Source organism: Lachnoclostridium sp. An14, from assembly GCF_002160755.1.
Lineage (GTDB): Bacteria > Bacillota > Clostridia > Lachnospirales > Lachnospiraceae > Lachnoclostridium_A.
In genome coordinates this window covers 40,413-64,957 of sequence record NZ_NFLE01000008.1, presented here as the reverse complement: position 1 = coordinate 64,957, position 24,545 = coordinate 40,413, and the positions used below count along the sequence as shown (strand labels likewise).

Sequence of the window (24,545 nt, the reverse complement as noted above, 5' to 3'; positions counted from 1 at the left end):
GAAACGCTGTTTCCTGTTAAACGAAAAAGGAACCGCTGCCGGGCAGCGGTTCCATATAGCATGGCCATTAGAAACGGAATTTATCCTCAAAATAAGCCTTCAGCTCCGCAATCGGCACCCGCACCTGCTCCATGGTGTCGCGGTCGCGGACGGTCACAGCCTGATCGTTCTCGGAGTCAAAGTCGTAGGTGATGCAGAAGGGCGTTCCGATCTCATCCTGTCTTCTGTACCGCTTTCCGATATTGCCTCTGTCGTCAAACTCACAGTTGTAGTACTTGGAGAGCTCCGCGTAAATCTTCTCCGCCCCCTCGTTCAGCTTTTTGGAGAGGGGAAGGATGCCCACCTTCACCGGTGCGATGGCCGGATGGAAATGGAGCACCGTTCTCACGTCGCCCTCGCCGATCTCCTCCTCGTCGTAAGCGGCGCAGAGGAACGCCAGGGTCACGCGGTCAGCGCCTAAGGACGGCTCGATCACGTAGGGGATGTATTTCTCCTTGCTCTCGTCGTCAAAGTAGGTCATATCCTGGCCGGATACGGTCTGGTGCTGAGTCAGGTCGTAGTCGGTGCGGTCCGCGATGCCCCACAGCTCGCCCCAGCCAAAGGGGAATTTAAACTCAATGTCCGTGGTGGCCTTGCTGTAGAAACAAAGCTCCTCCGGAGAATGGTCTCTGGCCCGCATCTCCTCGTCCTTGATGCCCAGGGTCTTTAACCAGTTGATACAGAACTCTTTCCAGTAGGCGAACCACTCCAGGTCCGTGCCGGGCTTGCAGAAGAACTCCAGCTCCATCTGCTCAAACTCTCTCGTGCGGAAGGTGAAGTTTCCGGGGGTGATCTCGTTTCGGAAGGACTTTCCGATCTGGCCGATGCCGAAGGGAACCTTCTTTCTGGAGGTGCGCTGCACGTTCTTGAAGTTTACGAAAATGCCCTGGGCCGTCTCCGGTCTTAAGTACACCGTGTTCTTCGCGTCCTCCGTCACGCCCTGGAAGGTCTTGAACATCAGGTTGAACTGACGGATGTCGGTGAAATCGTGCTTGCCGCAGCTGGGGCAGCAGATGTTGTGCTCGTCGATGTACTGTTTCATCTCCTCCTGGCTCCAGCCGTCCACGGAACCTTCCACGGTGATGCCGTTCTCCTCCATGTAGTCCTCGATGAGCTTGTCAGCGCGGAAACGCTCCTTACAGTTCTTGCAGTCCATGAGCGGATCGGAGAAACCGCCCAGATGGCCGGATGCCACCCAGGTCTGGGAGTTCATCAGGATGGCGCAGTCCACGCCTACGTTGTAGGGGCTCTCCATCACGAATTTCTGCCACCAGGCCTTCTTGACGTTGTTTTTCAGCTCCACACCCAGGTTGCCGTAATCCCATGTATTGGCAAGGCCCCCGTAGATCTCAGAGCCGGGATATACAAATCCTCTGCCCTTTGCCAGAGCCACAATCTTTTCCATCGTCTTTTCCATGTGTCCTTACCTCATTTCCTCTTATTTAAAAATAATATATGCCGGTCCGCCGGATACCACGGCGCCACTGTCCGTGACCTCCACTCCGTCAGAGACATATAAGATCTTTCCCTCTGTCTGGACGGCCGCCTGGCCCTTTACTTCCACCAGCTGGCCCTCCGTCCTGGCCAATTCCTTAAAATCCGCCGGTTTTCCGTCGGAGGCGTTCACAAACACGCCGTCCGCCACCGTTCCCGCCGCCAGTCCGTCGGCCACGGTCTCCACCTGAAACGACTCCAGCTCCAGGCCCTCGCTTTTCTGGTCCGCCAGGAAGGTCATCAGATCCTCCGGCGTGCCGTAGTCAAACACCGCCTTCATGACGCCATTTTCCACGCTGCACTCCTTCACCGTCACCGCCACATCCGGATACTGGCCCGCGATGGTCTCCTCCAGATAGGCCTTCAGGGAATCCGCGGTGTAGTAGTCCTTGTCATAGGACTCCACAAAGGCGCTGGACACGGTCCCCTCTTTTGAAATGTATACGCTGTTTTCCGACGGCGCAAATTCCTTCTCCCCGGCAGACGTTCCACAGCCGGTGGCTCCGGCCAGGACCGCGGCTGCCAGGAATGCCGCTGCCGCTCTCCTCATGATTCTCCTCCTAAACCTGCACATAGACTCCTTCCAGGGTTTTTTGCCCCTTCAAGTGTTCCCATTATATCGGCTTTTTCCCCGATTTTCAATAGGGGATGGAAATTTTTCCCCGTCAAGGGCCCTCTCACCCGATCCCCGCGATGGTCTTTAGGATCTCCAGAGAGTGGAAGGGCCGGGGCAGAAACCGCCGTTTGGCCTCGTCCACGCAGCGCCCAAACTCCCCCAGCACCTCCTCCGTGACGGTGAAGGTGTAAAGTTTCTGCAGCGGAGCGGCCACCACGTACTCCCAGGCGTAGCAGGCGGAATCGCTGACGGAAAACGGGGGGAGCTCGGTGTACTCCCCGTTTAACACCATGGCCTTCAGCTCAAAGACCCTCCTCACCAGCTCGTTGGGGATGGCCTCCTTGGAGAGGGCCCGCAGGGACTGGTACACCAGCATCAAAAGCTCCGTGCCCTCCAGATTCTCCCTGGCGAAATACTCCGCCACCTCCAGAAAGTAGGAGCCGTAGCAGGCCCCCTCCATGTCGGCGGAGAGTTCCTCAAAGTAGGCTGTGATCTCCGCCCCGTGGAGGTTGTAGGCGTCCCGCCCCTCGTAAAGGGTAAATTTTCCGAAGAAAAAGGGGCGGCAGGCCGCCAAAAACGGGCTTCCCGGCCGCCGTGCCCCGCGGGCGAACACGGTGATCCGCCCTCTCTCCCTGGTGAGCATCACCAGCCGTCTGTCTCCTTCTCCGGAAGGGGCCGCCCGCAGCACCATCCCGGTCACAACCACCGTTTCCCGCAATCTCTCTCACCTGATCCCGTCACGTATCTTTTACGTCGTAGCCGTAATTCTTCATGTAAATCTCACTGTCCCGCCACTCCTTGCGCACCTTCACCCAGAGCTGCAGGTTGACCTTCGTATCCACCAGATCCTCGATCTCCCGTCTGGCCGCGGAGCCGATTTTCTTTAGCATGGCCCCGCCCTTGCCGATGATGATGCCCTTGTGGGAATCCCGCTCGCAGACGATGCTGGCCTCGATGTCCATCATGCCGTTTGGCCGCTCCGTCATCTTCTCGATGGTCACCGCGATGCCGTGGGGGATCTCGTCGGAGAGGAGGCGCAGGGCCTTCTCCCGGATCAGCTCCGCCGCGATCTGGCGCATGGGCTGGTCTGTCACCGTGTCCTCATCGTAATACTGAGGGCCGTAGGGCAGGTATTTGAAGATCTGCTCTAAAAGCACATCCGTGTTTTTCTTCTTTAAAGCCGATACCGGGACAATCTCCGCGAAGGGACAGATGTCCTTGTAGGCGGCGATGAAGGTGAGGATCTCCTCCTGGGTCTTTACGGTGTCGATCTTATTGATCACCAGGATCACCGGGGTTTTTACCCGGTTTAGCTGCTCCGCGATGTGGCGCTCTCCCGCCCCGATAAAGGTGGTGGGCTCCACCAGCCAGAGGATCACGTCCACCTCTTTTAAGGTGTGCTCCGCCACGCTCACCATGTACTCTCCCAGCTTGTTCTTCGCCTTGTGGATGCCGGGGGTATCCAGGAAAATGATCTGGCCGCGTTCATCGGTGTAGACCGTCTGGATCCGGTTCCTGGTGGTCTGGGGCTTGTCGGAGGTGATGGCGATCTTCTGCCCGATCAAATGGTTCATCAGGGTGGATTTTCCCACGTTCGGCCTGCCGATCAGCGTGGCAAAGCCGGATTTTTTCGTATATTCCATATCGTCTCCTTCGTATCTCTATGCCTGGTAAAGATTCTTTGTCTCTCCAAACAGGTCCTTGGCGCCCTCGATCTTGTCCTCATTTCCCACCACGCAGAAGGCACCGGTGTCAAGCACTGCCTTCACGATGTCCGCTAAGGCCCGGATGTCCTCCACTGTGGCGGAGAGCACCTGGTCACGCTCCTTTTGGAGCATTTCCTGGGTCACGCCGGAAAGGTAGGCGGAGAGGCCGCGGCTGCCCCGGATGGACGGGGTCAGGGGGGTGTCCAGATCGCTGATGGTGCCGATCACAAACTTTGTCATATCCCTCTCGTCCGCCTCAAACTGGCGCAGATAGTCCACCACGCCCTCGTAAACCTGGTTGGTCTCCCGCAGGTTGGGATCCCGGTAGGACACCAGATAGCCCTCGCCGGAGCGTCCAAAGCCGCTCATGCAGCCGTAGGCGCCGCCCTTTACCCGGATGTTCAGCCACAGGTAGTCGTAGCTGAGCATCACCTTCAGGATCCGCAGGGCTCCTGTGTACTCATAGCCCTGATCCCGGAAATTGCCACAGCGGGCCACGTAGTTCACCTGGGAGGCGCTCTTAAAGCCCTCGTTGCGGCAGCCCTTTGTCCAGGTGAAGGGGTAGCGGTCCCCTCCCGCGGGCAGGCTGGCCGCCAGGGCCTTCACTTCCCCTTCCAGGGCGGCAAAGCCGTCGGCTCCCGCGGTGTAGCTCACCAGCAGGTTGTCCCTGGTGAACAGTTTGCCGCAGACCTCCTTTAATTTGGCGATGATCTCCCCCTTCTTCTCCGGAAATTCCTTCGCCGTCCGCTCTAAGAAATGGTAGTAGCCGATGCCGCCGGTGAGCTCATTGAAGGCCGCTGTGGGGGAGAAGTAAGAGGTGGCCCTGGAAACTGCCGCCGAGTGGCCCGCATTCTCCAGTTTCATCCTGGCGCGGGAACGGGTCTCTCCCAGGATCTCTCCCAGCCGTTTTTCATCGTCCAGCAGGGATCCGGTGAGGATTTCCTTTAAAATGCCGAATCCGAAGTCCAATTTCTCATAAAGCACCTTCACGTCCGCCGCGAACACGCCGGTGAAATTCTCCGGCTGCTCCAGGTTCGGGTAGGAGGTGACGGAGAAGTTGATGCCGCCGCTGTTTAAATAGATCTCGCTGGCCAGATCAGAGTAGGTATAGTGCTCCGTATCCACGTAGCCCAACACCGATTTTAACAGGCCCACATAGGGCAGATCCTCTGTGGGGATCCGGTCGGTGCCGAACAGCAGCCGCAGATAGCCGATGCCGGAGGTAAACATCTCGTGGCGGATCACCTTGATCCCGTCCGTCTCCGTCTCCTCCCAGATCAGTTTTTCCGCCTCCGGCGCGATGTCGGAACGCTTTAAGAGGGGGATCTTCTCCAGCTCCTCCCTGGGGGACGGCTCATCCTGGTAGGCCTTTAAGGCCTTCGTCTCCTCCACCAGGCGGCGGATCTCCCCGTCGGAGAGGGACTCCTTGTAGTCCGCCAATTTTTTCGCCAGAGCCGCCTCTTTTTCCGCCGTCAGGCCCTTCTTCGGGCTGACGGTGATCACCGCCTCCGACGGATTGTCTAAGAGATAATCCCGAATCAAGCTCTCAAAATAGCCCTCGTCCACGGCTTTCTTTAAAAATTCAAAGGTCTCCCCGTAGGCTAAGTGCATCATGGGATCCCCGTCGTAGAGCCAGCTGTCTAAGGACTGCAGGCCGTACATCAGGCCCTTGGGGGCCGTCCCGTAATCCGCCTCCCGGCTGCGGAACTCAAAGTAATTGATGCCGGAACGCAGGCTCTTTTTGTCTAAGCCCTGGTCCGCCAGTTTCCGCAGGGTTCCCTTCACCACCGTAAGGAATTCTCCCTTCTGCTCCTTCTCCGCTCCCTTGGCCACCACGGAGAAATAGGGCTGAAGGATGCTGTTTTCATAGCCTCCCAGAATGTCCTCTCCGATGCCGGCGTCCATAAGGGCCTTCTTTAAGGGGGCTCCGGGGACATTTACCAGGGCGTACTCCAAGATCTGAAAGCCCAGGTACAGCCTGGGATCCAAATCTGTGCCCACCACGGTGTTCACTGACAGGTAGGTGGCGTGGTCCTCTGGCTCCTCCTCGGTGATGGAGTAGAAAATCTCCTCCTCCACCGGCTCCTCAAAGGGGGACTGCATGGGGATGGCGGAGTCCACGGGACGGGCCTCGTAGTGACACAGATAGGCCTCATCCAGCCAGGTCAGCTTTTCCGCCATATCCATGTCGCCGTACAGATAGATGTAGCTGTTGGACGGATGGTAGTAGGTGCGGTGGAAGTCCAAAAACTGCTCATAGGTCAGCTCCGGGATCACCTCCGGGTCGCCTCCCGACTCCTGGGTGTAGCAGTTGTCCGGATAGAGCAGTTTCTGGATGTAGCGGTCCAGCACGCTCTCCGGGGAAGAATAGACGCCCTTCATCTCATTGTAGACCACCCCGTTGATGGTCAGGGGGGCATCCTCATTCTCCAGCTCGTAGTGCCAGCCCTCCTGGCGGAAGATCTTCTCCTCCTTATAGATATTGGGATGGAGCACGGCGTCCATGTACACGTCCATCAGGTTCTGAAAATCCTTCTCATTGCAGCTGGCCACCGGGTACACCGTTTTGTCCGGGTAGGTCATGGCGTTTAAGAAGGTGTTTAAGGAGCCTTTTACCAGCTCCACAAAGGGGTCCTTCACCGGAAATTTGTCCGATCCGCAGAGTACGCTGTGCTCCAGGATGTGGGGCAGGCCCGTGGAATCCTTCGGCGGCGTGCGGAAACCGATGCAGAACACCTTGTTGTTGTCGTCGTTGGAGAGGAGGAAGATCTTCGCTCCCGTCTTTCTGTGGCGGAGCACGGCGCCGGCGGAATTTAACTCCTCAATTCCCTTAAGGGTCTCCACCTCATAGGCCTCCAGCCCCCTCAGATTTTCTAAATCTCTCATGGCATCTCGTCCTTTCTATCTCTGTCTATAACCTGGTATACTCACATATTGCCCATTAATTTGTCTTTTAATATTGCCGCGCACTCTCTCACGCAGAAATGAGGCAACATCCACGGCTCACTGGGAGCCGCGATTCCCTGGATGTCGGGGATGCCCCATTTTTTCCCGATCTGCATGGCCCGGAACAGGTGGAAATTGCTGGTGAGGACGCCGATGTGCACCGGCTTGGCCGGGGCGTCGATGGCAAAATCCTCCGGGCTGCTTCCACGGTAGGGATGAAGGGTCCCCTCCGGCCCCACAGGCATCATCCGAAGGATCCGGTCCTGGCGGCGCTTTTCCGCCTCCATCTCCCGTCTCTTTTCCACGTCCTGCTCAATCACCAGACGGCTGTAGGCGATGTTTTCCACCGTACTGGTGGACTGCAGCTCCATGAGCAGGTTTTCCTCCGGAACCCCGTTGTAGGCCATGTATTCGTACATGGCCTGAGCCTCCGCCACCGGTTCGTCCGCCCCCTTTCCGCCGGAGAGGACAAACACGGTGTCCGGATTCTCCTCCGCGTACTGGATGGCTTTGTCCAGGCGCATTTTTAAGGATTTGCTGATCCCCTCCCTCTGCACCTTGGCCCCCAGCACGATCACGTAATCCAGCCCCTCCGGGTCACTGCGGGCCACCCCCGTAAACACCAGAATCTCCACGATCACGAACACCACCAGTCCTGTGACAAACAGGGTGGCGGCAGGCACCCGCAGCCACAGGGGCACCCCCGCGCCGAACAGCCGCCCCACCAGCCGTCCGCTGGCCGCCGCCCCGAACACCAGGGCCAGCACCAGCCAGATAAAGGCAAAGGACGTCCCCGGCCCGGAACATATCATGATCGCCGCAAAATAAACGCAGCACAGCACGCTGCAGATCCCCAGTATCCAGCTCATGTCTCCTCCTGTTGGATGAATCCTTGGTTGAATGGTTTTCGGCCTGCGCCTCCCGCCGGAAACGTCCCGGTGCCATCGGGAACGCAGTTTTCCATATTGTAAAAAAGTGTGCGCAACAGCGCACACTCGCGCCGGAGCGCGGCTGCGTCAGCAGCCATATTCCTCTGCGCGAAGTGCGCCTCCCGCCGGAGGCTTTTGTGTCATGGGGAACGCAGTTTCCTATGACACCAGAAAGTGTGCGCTTGGCGCACACTCGCGCCGGAGCGCGGCTGCGTAAACAGCCATTTTCCTTTGCGCGAAGTGCGCCTCCTTGCGGAGCATTCTGGTTTAACAGGAAACGAAGTTCCCTGTTAAACCAGAATGCGGCATCTCCTCACGGACTGCCGCTATCTCATTTCCTCTTACCTTGTCTCCTCCGCCCGGCGGCGCAGGATGTCGTAGGGCTCCGGGACGAATCCCAGGACCACGTCGATGATCTGGCGGGCGTGGGGACAGCTCTCCTGGAAATTCCCTTCCGTATCCCAGATGCCGGCCACCGTCACCGGGATGTTTCTCCCGTCCGGTTTCATCAGCTCCAGCTCCTCGCCCACGGAGAATTTATTCTTCTGCTCCAGGCGGCAGCGCCCTCTTTCATCCACCTGGTCCACCCGGCCCAGATAGACGTAGTTGGTGATGTAGGTGCTGTTTTCATAGATCTGGGAATCTGCCCCCGGCTTTCCGAAATAGAAACCGGTGGTAAACTCCCGGTTGGTGCACTTTCCGATCTCCTCCTTATACCAGGCCAGATTCTTCTTATATTCCTCCGGGTCTCTCCTATAAGCGTCGATGGCCAGGCGGTAAGCCCGGGTCACCGTAGCCACGTAGAGGGCCGTTTTCATCCGACCTTCGATCTTAAAGCTGTCGATGCCGGCCTCCATCATCTCCGGGATGTGCTCGATCATGCACAGGTCCTTGGAGTTGAAAATAAAGGTGCCCCTGTCGTTCTCCTCCACCGGGAAATACTCTCCCGGCCGCGTCTCCTCCACCAGGGAGTATTTCCAGCGGCAGGGGTGGGTGCAGGCGCCCTGGTTGGCGTCCCGCCCGGTGAGGAAATTGCTTAAAAGGCAGCGCCCGGAATAGGAAATGCACATGGCCCCGTGGATGAAACTCTCAATCTGCATCTCCTCCGGAATGCGGTCCCGGATCTCCCGGATTTCCTTCAGGGACAGCTCCCTGGCGGAAACCACCCGCTTGGCCCCCAGCTCCCACCAGAACTGGTAGGTGCCGTAGTTGGTATTGTTGGCCTGGGTGCTGATGTGCAGCTCCATCTCCGGGCACACCCGTCTCGCGATGGCGAACACCCCGGGGTCGGAAATGATGAGGGCGTCCGGCCCGATGGCCTTTAACTCCTCAAAATAGGCCTCCACTCCGGCCAGATCCTCGTTGTGGGCCAAAATATTGGCGGTGATGTACACCTTTACCCCTCTCTCGTGGGCGAAGGCGATCCCCTCCTGGATCTCCTCATTGGTAAAATTCTTTGCCTTGGCGCGCAGGCCAAAGGCCTCTCCTCCCAGGTAAACGGCGTCCGCTCCGTAGAGCACCGCCACCTTCAGGACCTCCAGGCTGCCCGCCGGTATCAAAAGCTCTATTTCTCTCATGTTCTTCCTCTCTCGTCAGCGGATTTTCACGCTCACAGCGGCCCCGTCGCCCACCGGCAGCACAGAGGTCTGCAGACGGTCGTTTCCCGTGAGGGCGCGGAGGTATTCCCGCATCCGCTTGTGAATGGTCCGGTCCCGCCGCTCCACCGCGAACCGGGACTGGATGATGTCTCCGTCCTGGAGCACGTTGTCAGAGAGCAGGATCCCTCCCACCGGCATCAGCTCCAGGATCATGGGCAGCCAGTGGATGTACTGCCCCTTGGCCGCGTCCATAAACACAAAGTCAAAGGGCCCTTTTAAGGTCCTTAAAAATTCTTCCGCGTCCCCCTCTAAAAGGGTGATCCGCCCTTCCTCTCCCGCTTCCCGGAAATGCTCCCTGGCCGCGGCGATTCTGGGGGGAAACTTTTCGATGGTGGTGATATGACAGTCCTCCGGCATGGCCTGGCACATGAGCAGGGCGGAGTATCCCACCGCCGTCCCCACCTCCAGGATCCGTTTCGGGCGGCCTGCCGCCACCAGGGTCTTTAAAAGTGCCGACGTCTCCTTTCGGATAATCGGCACCTCCTCTCGTCTCGCGTCTCTCTCAATCCGGTCCAAAAACGGCCCGTTTCCCCGGTCCAGGGAACGGATGTAGTCCGCGATTCTCTCGTCTGTGATCATTCTTCGCCCTCCTCCGTGTTCACCGCCCCGCTGAGCACATCCAGGATCTCCCTGGAGTCCATGGCGGTGCTGAGCACGTACGTGCCGGGCTGGAACTCGATTTCATACAGCTTGGCCTGGATGACAAAGATCAGACGGTTCTCAATCAGACCATTGTCCTCCAGAGCCGCGGCGATCTGGGAGGCGGTATTGCCTTCCCCGATGGTGACCTGCCGGGCCACCCCCGGCTCACCGCTCACGGCAGCGGGGCAGAAAATCTCCCGGCCGAACTCGTAGCCTTTTTTTGCTCCCCCCGCCAGAAGTACCAGGATGGCTCCGTAGACCAGGATTTTCACCACTGCTCCCAGAGCCGCTCCCGCTGCGCTCTGCCCGCTGCTTCCTCTGCTCATAAATAACCTCTCTTACTCCACTTCCATGATGATGGGCAGGATCATGGGATTGCGTTTCATCTTCTTCCACAAAAAGTCGCTTAAGCTGTCCCGAATGATGTTCTTGATCTTGCCCCAGTCGTTTACATGATGATAGAGACAGTCCTCCACGGCGTCCAGCACCACTTTTCTGGCCTCGCCCATGAGGTCCTCCGACTCTCTCACATACACAAAGCCTCTGGACACGATGTCCGGCCCGGCAAGGAGCTGGCCGCTGTACTTCTCCAGAGTTAGCACAATGATGATAATGCCGTTCTGGGCCAGGTTCTGCCGGTCTCTCAGCACGATATTTCCCACATCGCCTACGCCCAGGCCGTCCACCAGGATGCTGCCGGACTGCACGCGGCCGGCGCTGTGCCAGGAATCCTCGCTGAGCTCAATCACGTCTCCGGAGTTCATCATAATGATGTTCTCCTTCGGAATGCCCATCTCCAGGGCAAGGTTTTTATTGGCCATGCGGTGATGGTACTCTCCGTGGATCGGGATGGCGTATTTCGGTTTCACCAGGGAGTACATCAGCTTGATCTCCTCCTGGCAGGCGTGTCCGGAAACGTGGGTGTCCTCGTGGATCACCTCCGCCCCCTTCATGGACAGCTCATTGATGACGTTGGCCACCGCCTTCTCGTTTCCGGGAATGGGGTGGGAGCTTAAGATCACCACGTCCTTGGGACGGATGGAGACCTTCTTGTGAAGGCCGGAGGCCATCCGGGACAGGGCTGCCATAGCCTCGCCCTGGCTTCCTGTGGTGATGAGCACGGTCTGCTCCGGCTTATAGTTCTTTAACTGGTCGATGTCGATGAGGGTCCCCTCCGGAATCTTGATATAGCCAAGCTCCGTGGCGGTGCCGATCACGTTCACCATGGAACGGCCCTCGATCACGACCTTTCTGCCGTACTTGTAAGCGGAATTGATGATCTGGCGCACCCGGTCCACGTTGGAGGCGAAGGTGGCCACCAGGATCCGGTTGTTGCGGTGCTCGTTGAAAATGGTGTCGAAGGTCTTGCCTACGGTGCGCTCGGACATGGTAAAGCCGGGTTTCGTGGCATTGGTGCTCTCGCAGAGCATGGCCAGAACGCCTTTTTTGCCCAGCTCCGCCAATCTCTGCAGATCTGCCGGCTCGCCGAACACCGGGGTGTAGTCGATTTTAAAGTCACCGGTGTGAAGCAGAATGCCCGCCGGTGAGAAGATGGCCAGGGCGCAGGCGTCCACGATGCTGTGGTTGATCTTGATAAACTCTACCCGGAAACATCCCAGGTTGATGGACTGGCCGTGCTTTACCACCTTTCTCTTGGTATTTTTTAAGAGATTGTGCTCTTTTAATTTATTGTTGATCAGGCCGATGGTCAGCTTGGTGCCGTACACCGGTACGTTTACCTGCTGTAAAATGTAGGGCAGGGCGCCGATGTGATCCTCGTGGCCGTGGGTGATCACAAATCCCTTGACCTTCTGGATGTTCTGCTTTAAGTAGGAGACATCCGGGATCACCAGGTCGATTCCCAGCATATCGTCTGTGGGGAACGCCAATCCGCAGTCCACCACAATAATGCTGTCCTCATATTCGATAGCGGTGATGTTCATTCCGATCTGTTCCATTCCGCCCAAGGGAATGACTTTTAATTTCCCCGCTTTATTTTCATTTTTCTGTTTTCTCAAAATTCATAACCTCCAAAAATCAATCTCGTTCCATTTTTTCTCTGCAGTTCTTGCAGTATCCATACAGTTTCACCTCGTGGTCCACCACCGCAAATCCCAGACGGTCCTCCACGGCCGCCTCCAGATTCTCAAGCAAATCGTCCTCAAAAGAAAATACCTTGCCGCAGCTTAAGCAGATGGCATGGTGATGGTGGTGCTTGGTGTTTTTGCTCCTCAGCTCGTAACGGGCGACGTCGTCGTCAAAGCTGATCTTGTCAATCAAATGCAGGTCCACCAGGACCTGTACCGTCCTGTAAATCGTCGCCAACCCGATCTCCGGGTTTGTCTCTCTCACCAGATCATAGATCTGTTCTGTCGTCAGGTGCTCTCCGGGGTGCTCAGCCATCATCTGAAGCACCAGGAGCCTTTGGGATGTCACCTTCAGCCCCTTTTCCCGCAGCAGCTCTTTAAAATCCTCCTGATTCATACGCACTTCCTTTCTCCCGTGTCACTTTTCCAAATCCACGTCATCCAGAAGCTCTGAAAAGATCCGGTACAGCCCGTCTAACTCCGCCTCGTCCTCCACGAACTCGTATACGGCCTCCGGGTCCTCCCCGCGGGACATATCCCGAAGGATGTAGCATTCGCCGTCCTCGTCCTCCCCCGCGTCTGTCACCAGGAGGTAATTGCGCCCGTGGAGCCTGGTTTCCTCCAGCACATAAAATTCCACGGACTCTCCGTTTTCATCCGTCATGATGATCCGTTCTTCCATTTGCCATCTTCTCCTAACCTTTGTCCCGGCTGAAATTTCCCTATGAGGGAAGTGCTCATCCGCCGGTGGCTTTCCCTTCATAGGGCGCAGTTCCCTACAAAGCAAAAAGCCCTTGTTTCTTTCCGCGGAGCGCGCATCCAATTCCCCGTCTCCTACGAAACGAGAGAATCCAGGTACCCCTGCAGGATCAGCCCCGCAGCTACCTTGTCGATCACTTCTTTCCTGTTTTCCCGGCGCACGCCGCTTTCCATCAGAATTCTCTCCGCTGCCACAGTCGTCAGACGCTCGTCCCACAGCACCACCGGCAGTCCCAGGCGCCGCTCCAGCATTTCCTTAAATGCCTCTGTCTTTTCTGCCCGGTCTCCCAAGGAATTGTTCATATGTTTCGGGTAGCCCAGCACAATGCGCTCTACCTCGTACTCCCTGGCCAGTTCCTCGATCCGGCGCAGTGTTTTCCGCAGCTTGTTTTCTTCTTCCCGCGTCACGGTCTCCACCCCCTGGGCAGTCAGACCCAGGGCATCGCTCACCGCAACACCCACGGTCCGGGAGCCGTAATCCAGTCCCATGATTCTCATTGTTCCATCCTTTTTGCCGTATTAGCCGATAAGGGCTGCTTTCCCGCAGCCCTTATCCACAACGCTCTGTAAAATGTGTGCGCGGCGTGGGCACTTCACGAGGAGGTATGACTGCACAGACAGTCCCTTTCTCCCGCGCAAACGGTGCTCCCGCCGAAGGTTTCGTTTCCCAGGACACAGTTTCCCCGTAAAATGGAAACCGGCCCTCAAAACAAAAATAAGACACACCAATGCCAGACGGCCCCTTCTATATACGGAAAGGAGCCCTCTTATTTCAACTTCGTATCAATATACACCTGCATCAGTTCTTCCAGGATCTCGTCACGTTCCGCCTTCATAATCAGGCTTCTGGCATTCTTGTGGCTGGTGATGTAGGTGGGATCCCCGGACATGATATAGCCCACGATCTGGTTGATGGGATTATAGCCCTTCTCCGTCAACGCCACGTAGACCTGCTCCAGGATCTCGCTTACATCCATCTTATTTTCTTCCTGCACTGCTTTAAAATACTGTGTATTGTGGATCTCGCCCATGTTTCTCACGTCCTTTAACTGTTCTTTACTATTCTATACTATAATTCCGGATTCGTAAAGGGGATTTTTTCGACCTCCAGAAGGCCGCCGTCCAAAAGGCGGACCGCCCTGCCCTCTGCCATGGTCCCCCGCTCCATTCCCGGCTGCCAGGGTACGGCGCATTTTACGTACTCTCTTGTAAAGCCGGTCATCATTTTCCGGCCGTCCACCACGGCCTCCTCCTCCAGGAGAACCGTCACCGGGCCGCCTAAAAACTGGCGCCGGTACTCGTCGGACATCTCCTGCTCCAGCTTTAAAAGCCGGTCGCTGCGCGCCGCCTTCACTGCCTCCGGCACCTGGTCCGGCATCCGGTCAGCCCGCGTTCCCTGGCGCCTGGAGTATTTAAACACGTGCATCTCGTAGAAATGCACCTGTTTCAGAAAATCTTCCGTGGCGGCAAATTCTTCCTCCGTCTCCCCGGGAAAGCCCACAATCACGTCAGTAGTGATGGCGGGGCGGTCAAACCATTTCCGCAGGATGTCACAGCGGCTCAAATACTCCTCGGTGGTGTATTTCCGGTTCATCCGCTGGAGGACGGAATCGCAGCCGCTCTGAAGGGAGAGGTGGAAATGGGGGCAGAATTTTTTCAGGCCTGCCAGCCGCTCTGCCGTCTCCTCGGTGATGAGCCGCGGCTCCAGGGAACCTAAGCGGATCCGCTCCACCCCTTCGATTTCATGGATGGCCTCCACCAGGTCCAGCAGGCTCATGGGGGTGTCAAAATCCACGCCGTAGGAGCTTAAATGAATGCCGGTGAGGACCATTTCTTTATACCCCCTCCCCGCCAGTCCGCGGATTTCCTCCAGCACCTCCTCCGGACGGCGGCTGCGGACCCGGCCTCTGGTGTAGGGGATGATGCAGTAGCTACAGAACTGGTTGCAGCCGTCCTGAACCTTGATGAAGGCTCTGGTATGGTCGGCAATCCGGTCAATGTGGAGCCGTTCGTACTCCCCCGAGGCCCCGATGTCTTTTAAATAGACCTCCGCCTCGTCCGTCCCGTTCTGACGGCCGTTTTCCTTAAAATGGCGCTCCAGAATCTCCACCAGCTCGCCCTTGCGGTCATTTCCCACCACAATGTCCACGGCCTCGTCTTTTTTTGCCAACTCCGCTCCGGCAGCCTGGACATAGCAGCCGGCGGCCACCACCACCGCGTCCGGGTTCATCTTTTTGGCCCGGTGGAGCATCTGCCTGGATTTGCGGTCCGCCACGTTGGTGACGGAGCAGGTGTTGATCACATAGACGTCGGCTCCTGGGGCAAAGGGCACCAGCTCGTACCCCGCCTCCTCCAGCATCTGCTCCATGGCCTCTGTCTCATAGGAATTCACTTTGCAGCCCAGACTGTGAAACGCTGCTTTTTTCATAGCTTTCTCCATTTCTATTTTTCGTACAACTCCATTTTCGTCAAAAGTCCCTCTTGACTTTTTTCCCATCCCTTTGTACTATGGAAACAGGAAAAGCGGTTTCCAAAACCGCAGATAGAGGAGGATGTTTCAACATGAAAACTGTACGTATTTCTTTAAATTCGATTGATAAAGTAAAATCTTTCGTGAATGACCTGACCAAATTCGATGTGGACTTCGATCTGGTATCCGGAAGATACGTTATCGACGCGAAATCCATCATGGGGATTTTCAGCCTGGATCTTTCCAAGCCCATTGATTTAAACATCCACGCAGAGTCCAACCTGGAGACGATCCTGACCACGCTGGCTCCCTATATCGTTGAGTAATTTCCGGCAGTTTGACTGATCGGATACGGACAGCAGAGGCGAAACGCTTGTTTTAAGCGTTTCGCCTTTTTACTATGAAAGCCCCGGATGGCGGCGATATAGATGGGCGCGCTCGCGCGCACAGATATATCGACATCAGACGGGCAAGGCGGTATGAAAAAGTAGGGCGACAGCCCGGATTTTGAATACCGCCGGCAGATGGCGGGAACGCCGTAGGCGTGGAGCCATCTGGCTTTCATGATTCGGGATGACCGCGTTAGCGGTCATGTCCTTTTTCCCAGAAATCAGTCGCACCAGACGACCTCCTTGGTGCGGATGGCCTCCTCCACCATCTGGTCGATCTTCTCCTCCAGATTCCGCTCGGATTTGCGGATCACATTCAGGTTCGGTTTCGTCACTGGATGCTTGGCCACAAAGATGGTGCAGCAGTCCTCGTAAGGCAGGACGGAGGTCTCGTAGGTGTCAATTTTCTCGGAAATGTCCACGATCTCCTGCTTGTCAAAGCCGATGAGGGGCCGGTACACCGGAAGGGTGCAGGCGTCATTGGTACAGAGCAGGGACTGCATGGTCTGGGAGGCCACCTGGCCGATGCTCTCGCCGGTGATGAGGCCGATGCAGCCGGTATCGTTTGCGATCTGCTCCGCGATGCGCATCATGTAGCGGCGCATGATGATGGTCAGCTCCTCGTGAGGGCATTTCTCGTAAATGTAAAGCTGAATGTCGGTAAAATTCACGATGTGAAGGGCGATGGGGCCGGAATAGCGGGCCACCAGTTTCGCCAGATCCACCACCTTCTGTTTCGCCCGCTCGCTGGTGTAGGGCGGGGCGTGGAAGTAGACGGCGTCGATTTTTACCCCTCTCTTGGCGATCATCCAGCCGGCTACGGGGCTGTCAATGCCGCCGGAAAGCAGCAGCATGGCCTTTCCGTTGGTGCCCACGGGCATTCCGCCGGCGCCGGGGATCATCAGGGAATATACGTTTACCTTTCTGCGCACCTCCACGTGGAGCAGCACGTCGGGATGGTGCACGTCCACCTTCATCTCCGGGAAGGCGTTTAAGATCACCTCGCCCAGATCCCGGTTGATCTCCTCGGATTTATGAGGGTAGCTCTTGTCTCCCCTTCTGGTGTTTACTTTGAAGGTGAGGTTCTTGTCGGGGTAGACCTCGTCCATGTAGGCCACCACCTGCTTTTTGATGTTTTCATAGTCCTTGTCCTCAAACTGGACCATGGGGCAGATCCAGACGATGCCGAACACCCGCCGCAGGGCGTCTACCGCGTCGTCGTAGTCGTACTCCCCCTCCGTTTCCACGTAGATGCGGCCGGATTCCTTGGTGATCACAAACTGGCCGTCCACGTTCTTTAAGGCCCGTTTCATCTGCTTGATCAGGGCGTCCTCAAAGAGATAGCGGTTTTTCCCCTTGGTGCCGATCTCCGCGTATTTGATTAAAAATGATCTGTACTCCATAATTTTTATCCTCTCTGATACCGGCGCAGAACCGGCAGTAATTCCTTCAGGGTTTCAATGCAGTAGTCCACTTCCTCCAGGGTGTTGAACCGGCCGAAACTGAACCGCAGGGTGGAATCCAAAAGCTCCCGTTTTACCCCGATGCCCTTTAACGTCCCGCTCACCGCCGGGTGATTGGAGGAGCAGGCGGAGCCGGAGGAGACGTAGATGCCTTTGTCCTCCAGGGCGTGAAGCAGCACCTCGCTGCGCACGCCGGAAAAGCTGACGCTCACCACCTGGGGGGCGCTCTCCTTTCCTGGATAGCTGTTGGCATAGGCCCCCTCGATCTCGGAGAGCCGCTCCAGCATATGGTCCTTTAACTGGTATAAATGGGCCACCTTTTCCTCAAAATGGTCGTAGGCCTCTCTCGCCGCCACGCCCATGCCCACAATGCCGGGAACATTTTCCGTGCCGGAGCGCATTCCCCGCTGCTGGCCGCCGCCGTAAATGATGGGGCGGATCTTTACGTGCTCGTCGATGTAGAGGAATCCCACGCCCTTGGGGCCGTGGAGCTTGTGGCCGCTCACGGAGAGCAGGTCGATGCCCTGTTTTTTCGGGCGGATCTGAAATTTCCCGTAGGCCTGGATGGCGTCCACGTGGAATACGATGTGCTCACCGGCGCTGTGCACCAGCTTTCCAATCTCCTCCACTGGCTCCACTGCCCCCACCTCGTTGTTGACATACATCACGGACACCAAGATGGTGTCGGGGCGGATGGCGTTTTTCAGTTCTTCCAGGCTGATATGGCCTTTTTCGTCCACGGTGAGGTAGGTCACCTCAAAGCCCATCTCCTCCAGGAATTCCATGGGGTTGTAGATGGACGCGTGCTCAATGTTGGTGGTGATGATGTGGCGGCCGGCCCGCTTGTTGGCCAGGGCCGTGCCTATGAGGGCCAGGTTGTTGGACTCTGTGCCTCCGGAGGTAAACAGGATTTCCTTATCCTTTACCTTCAGGGTCTTTGCCACCTCGGCGGCAGCCTGCTTTACGGCATTCTCCGCCCGCACACCTAAGATGTGCCGGGAGGATGGGTTTCCGTAGTTCACCGTCATCATTTCCTCTATGGCAGCTACCACCGGGTCCAGCACCCGCGTGGTGGCCGAATTGTCAAAATATGCTTCCATTGTTCTCTCCAATCCTTTTTACAAACGAACGTCTCCCTCGTTTCCGTCCAGCAGAAAGCCAAGCACCGACAGGGCGTAGAGCCCGGCCGTCTCCGTGCGCAGGATCCGTTTTCCCAGGGTCACGGGACGGACGCCGTGAGCTTCTGCCTGGGCGATTTCCTCCTGGTCAAAGCCGCCTTCCGGGCCGATGAAGATTCCCGCCGTCATCCCCGGACGAATGGAGGCAAAGGCCTCTCTGGTCCCTTCCATCCCCTCCGCGTTCTCGTAAGGGATCAGGCATTTGTCAAAGCCAGCGGCGTAGGAAAATGCCTCCTCCAGAGTCATCACCCCCGTCACCTGGGGCACGATGAGCCGTTTGCTTTGCTTGGCGGCGCTCTCGGAAATCAGGTTCCAGCGGCGCAGTTTCGATTCTTCCTTTTTCCGGTCCAGCTTCACCACTGCCCGCCGGGTGGCCACGGGGACGATCTCGTACACCCCCAGCTCCACGGCCTTCTGGATGATGAGCTCCATTTTATCACTCTTTGGCAGGCCCTGAAAGAGCACAATGCGGGCAGGCAGCTCCGTGCTCTCCAGGGGTCCTAAAATCTCCACGGTCACCTGCTCCTGGGACACTTCTTCCACGGCGCAGAGGTAGTCTTTATCCTCGCCGTTGCTCACCCTAAGCTGTTCCCCTGGTTTCATCCGCAGGACGTTCCGGATGTGGTTTACGTCAGGGCCGGTGATGGTGATCCGGTTCTGCCCCTCGTCAATCTGAGTCCGGTCCACAAAAAAATGGAACATGGCCTATTTCCTCCTGGCGGTGACGGACAGCCACTCGCCCTGATACGTCACTTCCACCACTTCCAGCTGGTCGTTGGCGGCAAAGGCCTGACGCACCGCCTCCTCCTTCATGTTGATGATGCCGGAGGTGATGAAAATGCCGCCTTTTTTCAGGTGCACGGGGATCTCCTCCTGAAGGAGGATGATCACGTCCGCCAGGATATTGGCCACCGCAATGTCGTAGCAGCCGTAGCCGGCGGCGTCCTGGACGGCCTTGTCGTCGATGATGTTGCCCTGCAGTACCTGGAACTGGGAGCCGTCAATGGCGTTGGCCTCCAGGTTTTCTCCTACGGCGGTGATGGCGTTATCATCCAGGTCGGTGCCGAACACGGAACCGGCCCCCAGTTTCAGGGCGGTGATGCCAAGGATGCCGCTGCCGGTGCCCACGTCTAACACGGAGCAGCCCGGCGTCACGTATTTTTTCAGCTGGCGGATGCACAGCTGGGTGGTCTCGTGCTGGCCGGTGCCGAAGGCGGTGCCGGGGTCGATCTGGATGAGGAGCTTGTCTTTATCCTCCTCCGGGATGGTCTCCCAGGTGGGCTTTATGAGGATGTCGTCCACGGTGAAGGGCTTGAAATACTGTTTCCAGTTGTTGATCCAGTCCTTGTCCTCCGTCTCGGAGAGCTGAAGGGTGCGCTCGCCCACGTCCACGAAGGAGCTTAACTCGTCCAGACCTTTTTCAATCTCCAAAAGCAGCTCCTCCAGGTTTTCCAGCTTGTCGTCGTCTAAATAAAAGCTCACCTTGGCCGTCCCGTCGTCGGGGCCAAGATCCGGCAGAATGTCGATGAACATTCCCTTTGTCTCCGCTTCCGTCAGTGGCACGTGGTCCTCGATCTCGATTCCCTCGATCCCCAGCTCATCCAGCATACTGCTCACCAGATCCACGGCGGCCGTGGTGGTGCTCAATGTAAATTTTTTCCATTTCATAGTCCGTTTCCTCGTTTTCTCTTTCCTTATCTCCGGGTTCGGAGGCCGGCGGGGCGGCGGCGTCCCGCGCCCGCAAAGCACAACAGGCCGGGAGGGAACTTCCGTCTGGCCCCCCGGCTGGTTTTCTCCACTGTTTCAATTCTAACGTATCATATCATAGATTGGGCGGGTGTGCAAGACGGGGGAGTTTTGTTTATTGCTCACTATTTTTCCTTGTAAGCGATCCGGGGTTTTGCATTGCCGGACATCCTTTATATCAGATTACAGGGAATAAAGCAGTTTTTCTGATCAATGGGGATCACTTCTTCGCACATACAAAGGATCCCTCCGCTGCCGCGCTCCAGAGTTGTCCTGTCGAGCACCCCGGATTTTTTGATTTCTCTGCGGTCAGGATTTGCGGATTTTTTAACTTCCCGTTTGATTTTACTGTACCTCCTTTATTTTCTTGTGACAGCTCAGCCATGCCATTCATAATTTGACGGATTTTCAAAATTGGCTAACGTGAAACGTTATTAGCTGTCAAATGATTCAGGCCGGGCGTCCGCCTTATTGAAACATATGGCAAAAAACTGCTTAGTAAGCAAGCTCCCACGCAGTATTTTGCCATATGTTTCTGCATGGCTGAACTGTTACATTTCCTTTTCATTTTATGTTAAAATTTCGTGCAAAGCATTGTTTTCTTCGTGCAAATAGCATATACTAAAAGTATCAGCAGAAAGGAGTTGATGATATGGCTGGAAATACCACAAACATCAGTATCCGTATGGACGCGGATTTGAAAGCGCAGGCCGACGCCTTGTTTGCGGAACTCGGTATGAATTTGTCTACGGCATTCAACATCTTTGTGCGTCAGTCCCTTCGGGAGGGCGGTATTCCTTTTGAAGTGAAACTGGAACGGCCGAACAAAGAAACGCTTGCTGCCATGCTGGAGGCGGAAAGGATTGCGAAAGACCCGTCTGTCAAAGGTTATAACGACCTTGACGAGTTGTTTGCCGACCTGAAAAAATGAGGGAAACAATGTACACTGTTAAGTACACAACAGGTTTCAAAAAGGACTACAAGCGGGCAATCAAGCGTGGCCTGAAAATCGAATTGCTGGAACAGGTGGTGGCGCTGCTTGCAATGGGCAAACCTCTGCCGGAGAAAAACCGCGATCACGATCTATCCGGCGATTGGGCAGGCCATCGGGAATGTCACATTCTCCCGGACTGGCTGCTCATCTACCGTATTGAGGATAATGTGTTGGTGCTGACGCTGACCCGCACCGGAACACACAGCGATTTATTCGGCAAATGAAAGCTGCTGTCGTATGGGAAAATCTGTACGGCGGTTTTCCTTCTCTATCAAAGCTCCATCCCCTCTTTATAAAATACCGCCACCGCTCCGATCTCTCCCGCGCCAGCTATATTGTAACGAAAAAGCCTCTGTTTCCCTATATCCAAAAATAGGAAACAAAGGCTTTTCCATGTTCTGATTTTCCTTAAAACTTCCATCACGAAACAGCGCTGCAATCTTCAGGGCAAATCTCTAAAAATTTTAAAAATTTCCTCCATTCCACCCCCAGCGATCCGTAGCAAAATAGCTCACATACACCCGGTCTGCTGGAATATCCAGTTTCTCTTTAAACAGATCACACACTTGTTTCGTCATCCGCTCGCAGGCCTCCGGCCTGGGAGTTCCGAACAGCTTTACCTCCACATAGACGATGGCTCCGTCCTGTTTTCCTTTAAAATACAGGTCGCAGCCGTCCTCCCAGCCGGACATAATCCAGTTTTCCCCTTTTCCCAGACACTCTGAGGTGATTTGGTTGATGGCGGCGGTAAGCTGGTCCTTTTCCTCCCGATCCAGGGTTTTGGTGATTTTTGTGTTGATAAACGGCATGGTTTTCGTCCTCCTTTTCTCCCGGGGCCGCCTGCCGGGGCGGGCAGCTCTCTGGATCAATTATACCACAGATGTTTCCCCGGAAACAGCCCCAAAACAGCGGGGAAACCGGGAAGACCGACAGGAAACAGATATGCAAACAGAACATGGCAAAAGGAAACGGCCAGGCGCAAAGAGCAGCCTGGCCGTTTCCTTTAGGAAATATAACATTTATTCCCGTCCCACAGATTCCATATCCACCACATCCACAGGGGAGTAATAGGTAGGGATGAAAATGGTGGGATCCATCCCGCCCCGGAACATAGGTTCCCCTATGGTGGTGTGCCGGAATCCCGCGAATATGGCTCCAGGAAGGAAGGCATAGAGGGGGGCCAGGAAATTATATTCCTTTTCCGGTACCGGCATGGGGCAGTACTGCACGCCGGCAGTGATTCCGATCTCCTCCGGGCGCCGGTCACAAAACAGGAGCACATCCCTGTTTTTTGCCGCCATTCCATTAACAGTGTCAACCATATGGGGCAGGTTTCTGTCATTGGTATTGAGATACACCAACTCACCGATCTCCTCTCCCGGTTCCATCATCTGATTGACGTGCTTAAAGTTTTCACTGTCAATGACCGCGCAGGCATCTCCGGAAAGCTCCACCACCTTGGCCTGGATGAATTTTCCCACCCAAAACAGGGGACCATCTCCCACGATTTCCAGGTATTTTTTATCCATCCAGCGGATGGCGGCAGCAAAACAGCGGTTGTCGATCTCTGAAAGCCGGGAAAAGAACTGGTCATGGTACTGCCTTACCTGGTCTCCCAGCCGGGAAACATTCCCCTCTCCTCCCTGCAGCTCTCCAATGGCGGCTGCCATGGTGATCATGGTGAGAACATTGGCAAAATACGTGCGAAGGCCAGCGTTATTGTCTCCTTTTGGGATATTGGTATAGCAGAGGATGTCCGCCGCTTTCGCCGTGGGGGACTCCGGGTTATCCGTCACCGCCACCGTAGTGATCCCGTGCCGCCTGCACTGTTCCATGGCCTCTATCGTCCGGTAGATTTTTCCGGAATAGCTGATAAAAAAGGCCACCGTATCCTCATGGTTTTCCTCATAATCGTAGTGACGGCTTAACTCAATAGCCTCCACCGCCTCATATTCCACCTGGGGCAGATAATGCTCAAAGGCCCCTTTTACCGCAAACGCCACCAGATTGGAGTCGCCGCAGCCGCTTGCAATAATGTGCTTTACCCCTTGAAAGACCGGATTTTCCAAAACCGCTCTCACAGCTGCCGCTGCCCGCTCTGTCTGAACCAGACTCAAAGGATCCACGTCCATGCACTGGGCATAAAAACTGTCCTGAAAGTAAAATTTTCTGTAATATTTCTCATCATTCAGTCTTCTATACATGATTTTCCTCACCCCCTCCAGGTTTCCGTGCGAAAGTCAAAACGGCCGCCAAAGAAATGGTGCTCATTGACGGCGGCATGGTACGCTGCTAGCAGAGAACCGGGGATAAAGTCTACAAAGGGGGACATCCACTGTTCCGGGGCTTTCGCGATGTGGCAGACCGCCGCTTTCCCCGCCTGTTCCATGGAATTAAATCCCTGGTCCGCGATGCCGTAGAAATTGTCCACATCGCTCCAATCCCGCTGCCGCACCTCAAACTCTGACGCCTCCAGATCCGTCACCACAAGGGTGGGACGGTGCTGGGCCAGACAGCCGTTTACCGTATCCTTCATCCGGCTTAAGCTCCGATCCGCCTCATTGACCATCACGATGGTGCCAAACTCTTCCGGCCCCCGGAAAAAGAAACTGATGTGGGCAAATTCCTCCGAGGTGGTGTGGTCGCAGTACACTCCGCCGCACTCAATGAATTTCTGCTCCACAAACTGAGCCGAGCTGCCCTCATTCCAGTCGGCAATGAGCTCAAATTTCCTAAGGTCCTTCATCTTCACCGCCTCCGCGAACATCTCCTCGTCGATGCGGTCCAGATCCTCCAGAAACCTTAAGGTATATCCGGCAATGGTCTCTCCTGTATCATAAAATTCCTGTTCCCCCAGCGTCCCATTGCAGCAGCCTATGTAAGCCCCCAACGCCGCCATTCCCACCATACTTGCGTAGTAAGACCGCAGTCCCGGTGAGTTGCAGCCATCCGGAGTCTCCACATTGAAAACTGATTTCGCGGCACGGCCGCCCCTGGAATCCGGATTTCTCGTGATAAGCAAGCTTTGAACTCCAAGGTCGTTGGCTTTGTTTAAGGCCTCCTCCAGCCTCTGGGCAGAGCCGCTGAAACTGATGGCAACCACCAACACTTCCTCCGCCTTCAGCCCCTTCAAAATCTTGTCCCTGGTGTAGTAGCAGCAAAAATCCATGATGTCCGGCGCGTTGCAGCGCTTTAAGCCGCTTAACCGTTTAAATCCCGGCAGCATGGCCCCGGCGGCAGAATAGGAGTCTCCGCAGCCGGTAAAAATGACCCGTTTGATCCCCGCGGCCGTTTCCCTTCCCATTACCTCCGTAAGTTTCTCCAGGTGAAAGCACTTCTCCTTTTGGATTCGTGCCAGCTCTTTCAGATCCCGCACCTGATGCAGAACAGAATTCCTGTAATCCTCTTTTTTCAATCCGCTTCCCCTCC

25 protein-coding genes are annotated in these 24,545 nt (G+C 56.1%); 3 read left to right on the top strand and 22 right to left on the bottom strand.

The window, feature by feature from the left end:
• Window positions 1–67: 67 nt before the first annotated feature.
• The 15 genes from B5E84_RS06400 to mtaB all read right to left on the bottom strand — a co-directional run bounded on the left by B5E84_RS06400 (window position 68) and on the right by mtaB (window position 15,304).
• The gene (locus tag B5E84_RS06400; protein ID WP_087220909.1) at window positions 68–1,456 is read right to left on the bottom strand and encodes a glycine--tRNA ligase; all 1,389 of its coding nucleotides are present in this window, start codon (window positions 1,454–1,456) and stop codon (window positions 68–70) included.
• Between the two features lie 21 nt (window positions 1,457–1,477).
• A complete protein-coding gene (locus B5E84_RS06395; protein WP_087220907.1) occupies window positions 1,478–2,083 on the bottom strand; it encodes a hypothetical protein in 606 nt (201 codons plus the stop codon).
• Window positions 2,084–2,210: 127 nt separating this feature from the next.
• Window positions 2,211–2,867, bottom strand: a complete 657-nt coding sequence (recO, locus tag B5E84_RS06390) for a DNA repair protein RecO (protein WP_087220904.1) — start codon at window positions 2,865–2,867, stop codon at window positions 2,211–2,213.
• Between the two features lie 19 nt (window positions 2,868–2,886).
• Window positions 2,887–3,792: a GTPase Era gene (gene era / locus B5E84_RS06385; RefSeq protein WP_087220901.1), complete on the bottom strand. Its 906-nt coding sequence runs from the start codon at window positions 3,790–3,792 to the stop codon at window positions 2,887–2,889.
• Window positions 3,793–3,810: 18 nt separating this feature from the next.
• The gene (locus B5E84_RS06380) at window positions 3,811–6,741 is read right to left on the bottom strand and encodes an insulinase family protein (RefSeq protein ID WP_087220898.1); all 2,931 of its coding nucleotides are present in this window, start codon (window positions 6,739–6,741) and stop codon (window positions 3,811–3,813) included.
• A gap of 41 nt (window positions 6,742–6,782) precedes the next feature.
• Window positions 6,783–7,670 (bottom strand): YdcF family protein, encoded by an 888-nt coding sequence (locus B5E84_RS06375; protein ID WP_087220895.1) that lies wholly within the window; start codon window positions 7,668–7,670, stop codon window positions 6,783–6,785.
• 401 nt (window positions 7,671–8,071) lie between these two features.
• Entirely contained in the window at window positions 8,072–9,307 is a 1,236-nt protein-coding gene (locus B5E84_RS06370) for a peptidase U32 family protein (protein WP_087220892.1), read from the bottom strand.
• A 15-nt stretch (window positions 9,308–9,322) separates the two neighbouring features.
• Window positions 9,323–9,967 (bottom strand): O-methyltransferase, encoded by a 645-nt coding sequence (locus tag B5E84_RS06365; protein ID WP_087220890.1) that lies wholly within the window; start codon window positions 9,965–9,967, stop codon window positions 9,323–9,325.
• Entirely contained in the window at window positions 9,964–10,356 is a 393-nt protein-coding gene (locus B5E84_RS06360; protein WP_087220887.1) for an endolytic transglycosylase MltG, read from the bottom strand. The genes B5E84_RS06365 and B5E84_RS06360 overlap by 4 nt, the downstream gene beginning before the upstream one ends.
• A 12-nt stretch (window positions 10,357–10,368) precedes the next feature.
• Entirely contained in the window at window positions 10,369–12,048 is a 1,680-nt protein-coding gene (locus tag B5E84_RS06355; RefSeq protein WP_330374186.1) for a ribonuclease J, read from the bottom strand.
• 19 nt (window positions 12,049–12,067) lie between these two features.
• A complete protein-coding gene (locus tag B5E84_RS06350) occupies window positions 12,068–12,514 on the bottom strand; it encodes a Fur family transcriptional regulator (protein WP_204248552.1) in 447 nt (148 codons plus the stop codon).
• A gap of 21 nt (window positions 12,515–12,535) precedes the next feature.
• On the bottom strand, window positions 12,536–12,799 hold the full coding sequence (locus B5E84_RS06345; protein ID WP_087220879.1) for a DUF1292 domain-containing protein: 264 nt from the start codon (window positions 12,797–12,799) through the stop codon (window positions 12,536–12,538).
• Between the two features lie 152 nt (window positions 12,800–12,951).
• Entirely contained in the window at window positions 12,952–13,374 is a 423-nt protein-coding gene (gene ruvX, locus B5E84_RS06340; RefSeq protein ID WP_087220877.1) for a Holliday junction resolvase RuvX, read from the bottom strand.
• A 269-nt stretch (window positions 13,375–13,643) separates the two neighbouring features.
• Entirely contained in the window at window positions 13,644–13,907 is a 264-nt protein-coding gene (locus B5E84_RS06335; protein WP_087220874.1) for an IreB family regulatory phosphoprotein, read from the bottom strand.
• Between the two features lie 38 nt (window positions 13,908–13,945).
• Window positions 13,946–15,304 carry a tRNA (N(6)-L-threonylcarbamoyladenosine(37)-C(2))-methylthiotransferase MtaB gene (mtaB, locus tag B5E84_RS06330; RefSeq protein WP_087220871.1) on the bottom strand — a complete coding sequence of 453 codons (1,359 nt, stop codon included), beginning with the start codon at window positions 15,302–15,304 and terminating at the stop codon, window positions 13,946–13,948.
• A gap of 134 nt (window positions 15,305–15,438) precedes the next feature.
• On the opposite strand from mtaB, the gene B5E84_RS06325 reads away from it, so the two are divergent.
• A complete protein-coding gene (locus B5E84_RS06325) occupies window positions 15,439–15,672 on the top strand; it encodes an HPr family phosphocarrier protein (protein WP_087220868.1) in 234 nt (77 codons plus the stop codon).
• 284 nt (window positions 15,673–15,956) lie between these two features.
• On the opposite strand, the gene thiI is transcribed toward B5E84_RS06325, so the two are convergent.
• The 4 genes from thiI to prmA are packed head-to-tail and all read right to left on the bottom strand — an operon-like array spanning window position 15,957 to window position 20,044.
• Window positions 15,957–17,138 (bottom strand): tRNA uracil 4-sulfurtransferase ThiI, encoded by a 1,182-nt coding sequence (gene thiI, locus B5E84_RS06320; protein ID WP_087220865.1) that lies wholly within the window; start codon window positions 17,136–17,138, stop codon window positions 15,957–15,959.
• A gap of 5 nt (window positions 17,139–17,143) precedes the next feature.
• A complete protein-coding gene (locus B5E84_RS06315; protein ID WP_087220862.1) occupies window positions 17,144–18,298 on the bottom strand; it encodes a cysteine desulfurase family protein in 1,155 nt (384 codons plus the stop codon).
• An 18-nt stretch (window positions 18,299–18,316) separates the two neighbouring features.
• On the bottom strand, window positions 18,317–19,078 hold the full coding sequence (locus B5E84_RS06310; protein WP_087220859.1) for a 16S rRNA (uracil(1498)-N(3))-methyltransferase: 762 nt from the start codon (window positions 19,076–19,078) through the stop codon (window positions 18,317–18,319).
• 3 nt (window positions 19,079–19,081) lie between these two features.
• Entirely contained in the window at window positions 19,082–20,044 is a 963-nt protein-coding gene (prmA, locus tag B5E84_RS06305) for a 50S ribosomal protein L11 methyltransferase (RefSeq protein ID WP_087220856.1), read from the bottom strand.
• Between the two features lie 730 nt (window positions 20,045–20,774).
• Between prmA and B5E84_RS06300 the strand changes: the two genes are divergently transcribed.
• Both B5E84_RS06300 and B5E84_RS06295 read left to right on the top strand, forming a co-directional pair.
• A complete protein-coding gene (locus B5E84_RS06300; RefSeq protein WP_087220853.1) occupies window positions 20,775–21,053 on the top strand; it encodes a type II toxin-antitoxin system RelB/DinJ family antitoxin in 279 nt (92 codons plus the stop codon).
• Window positions 21,050–21,340, top strand: coding sequence for a type II toxin-antitoxin system YafQ family toxin (locus B5E84_RS06295; RefSeq protein ID WP_087220850.1), 291 nt, complete (start codon window positions 21,050–21,052; stop codon window positions 21,338–21,340). Before B5E84_RS06300 ends, B5E84_RS06295 begins: the two co-directional genes overlap by 4 nt.
• Window positions 21,341–21,580: 240 nt before the next feature.
• Here B5E84_RS06295 and B5E84_RS06290 read toward each other — a convergent pair whose 3' ends face one another.
• From B5E84_RS06290 to B5E84_RS06280, 3 genes are all read right to left on the bottom strand, one after another.
• Window positions 21,581–21,925 (bottom strand): phenylpyruvate tautomerase MIF-related protein, encoded by a 345-nt coding sequence (locus B5E84_RS06290; protein ID WP_087220847.1) that lies wholly within the window; start codon window positions 21,923–21,925, stop codon window positions 21,581–21,583.
• A 210-nt stretch (window positions 21,926–22,135) separates the two neighbouring features.
• A complete protein-coding gene (locus B5E84_RS06285; protein WP_087220844.1) occupies window positions 22,136–23,320 on the bottom strand; it encodes an SIS domain-containing protein in 1,185 nt (394 codons plus the stop codon).
• 8 nt (window positions 23,321–23,328) lie between these two features.
• Entirely contained in the window at window positions 23,329–24,531 is a 1,203-nt protein-coding gene (locus B5E84_RS06280) for an SIS domain-containing protein (RefSeq protein WP_162612816.1), read from the bottom strand.
• Window positions 24,532–24,545: the final 14 nt, after the last annotated feature.

What these genes read in the sequence shown, in the direction of transcription:
- B5E84_RS06395 (WP_087220907.1), bottom strand. Translation starts at nt 2,083, where the DNA reads ATGAGGAGAGCGGCAGCGGCATTCCTGGCAGCCGCGGTCCTGGCCGGA.
- B5E84_RS06315 (WP_087220862.1), bottom strand. Translation starts at nt 18,298, where the DNA reads ATGGAAGCATATTTTGACAATTCGGCCACCACGCGGGTGCTGGACCCG.
- thiI (WP_087220865.1), bottom strand. Translation starts at nt 17,138, where the DNA reads ATGGAGTACAGATCATTTTTAATCAAATACGCGGAGATCGGCACCAAG.
- era (WP_087220901.1), bottom strand. Translation starts at nt 3,792, where the DNA reads ATGGAATATACGAAAAAATCCGGCTTTGCCACGCTGATCGGCAGGCCG.
- B5E84_RS06345 (WP_087220879.1), bottom strand. Translation starts at nt 12,799, where the DNA reads ATGGAAGAACGGATCATCATGACGGATGAAAACGGAGAGTCCGTGGAA.
- B5E84_RS06295 (WP_087220850.1), top strand. Translation starts at nt 21,050, where the DNA reads ATGAGGGAAACAATGTACACTGTTAAGTACACAACAGGTTTCAAAAAG.
- B5E84_RS06370 (WP_087220892.1), bottom strand. Translation starts at nt 9,307, where the DNA reads ATGAGAGAAATAGAGCTTTTGATACCGGCGGGCAGCCTGGAGGTCCTG.
- prmA (WP_087220856.1), bottom strand. Translation starts at nt 20,044, where the DNA reads ATGAAATGGAAAAAATTTACATTGAGCACCACCACGGCCGCCGTGGAT.
- B5E84_RS06400 (WP_087220909.1), bottom strand. Translation starts at nt 1,456, where the DNA reads ATGGAAAAGACGATGGAAAAGATTGTGGCTCTGGCAAAGGGCAGAGGA.
- B5E84_RS06365 (WP_087220890.1), bottom strand. Translation starts at nt 9,967, where the DNA reads ATGATCACAGACGAGAGAATCGCGGACTACATCCGTTCCCTGGACCGG.
- B5E84_RS06375 (WP_087220895.1), bottom strand. Translation starts at nt 7,670, where the DNA reads ATGAGCTGGATACTGGGGATCTGCAGCGTGCTGTGCTGCGTTTATTTT.
- B5E84_RS06310 (WP_087220859.1), bottom strand. Translation starts at nt 19,078, where the DNA reads ATGTTCCATTTTTTTGTGGACCGGACTCAGATTGACGAGGGGCAGAAC.
- mtaB (WP_087220871.1), bottom strand. Translation starts at nt 15,304, where the DNA reads ATGAAAAAAGCAGCGTTTCACAGTCTGGGCTGCAAAGTGAATTCCTAT.
- B5E84_RS06335 (WP_087220874.1), bottom strand. Translation starts at nt 13,907, where the DNA reads ATGGGCGAGATCCACAATACACAGTATTTTAAAGCAGTGCAGGAAGAA.
- B5E84_RS06360 (WP_087220887.1), bottom strand. Translation starts at nt 10,356, where the DNA reads ATGAGCAGAGGAAGCAGCGGGCAGAGCGCAGCGGGAGCGGCTCTGGGA.
- B5E84_RS06300 (WP_087220853.1), top strand. Translation starts at nt 20,775, where the DNA reads ATGGCTGGAAATACCACAAACATCAGTATCCGTATGGACGCGGATTTG.
- B5E84_RS06290 (WP_087220847.1), bottom strand. Translation starts at nt 21,925, where the DNA reads ATGCCGTTTATCAACACAAAAATCACCAAAACCCTGGATCGGGAGGAA.
- B5E84_RS06285 (WP_087220844.1), bottom strand. Translation starts at nt 23,320, where the DNA reads ATGTATAGAAGACTGAATGATGAGAAATATTACAGAAAATTTTACTTT.
- B5E84_RS06350 (WP_204248552.1), bottom strand. Translation starts at nt 12,514, where the DNA reads ATGAATCAGGAGGATTTTAAAGAGCTGCTGCGGGAAAAGGGGCTGAAG.
- B5E84_RS06325 (WP_087220868.1), top strand. Translation starts at nt 15,439, where the DNA reads ATGAAAACTGTACGTATTTCTTTAAATTCGATTGATAAAGTAAAATCT.
- B5E84_RS06380 (WP_087220898.1), bottom strand. Translation starts at nt 6,741, where the DNA reads ATGAGAGATTTAGAAAATCTGAGGGGGCTGGAGGCCTATGAGGTGGAG.
- ruvX (WP_087220877.1), bottom strand. Translation starts at nt 13,374, where the DNA reads ATGAGAATCATGGGACTGGATTACGGCTCCCGGACCGTGGGTGTTGCG.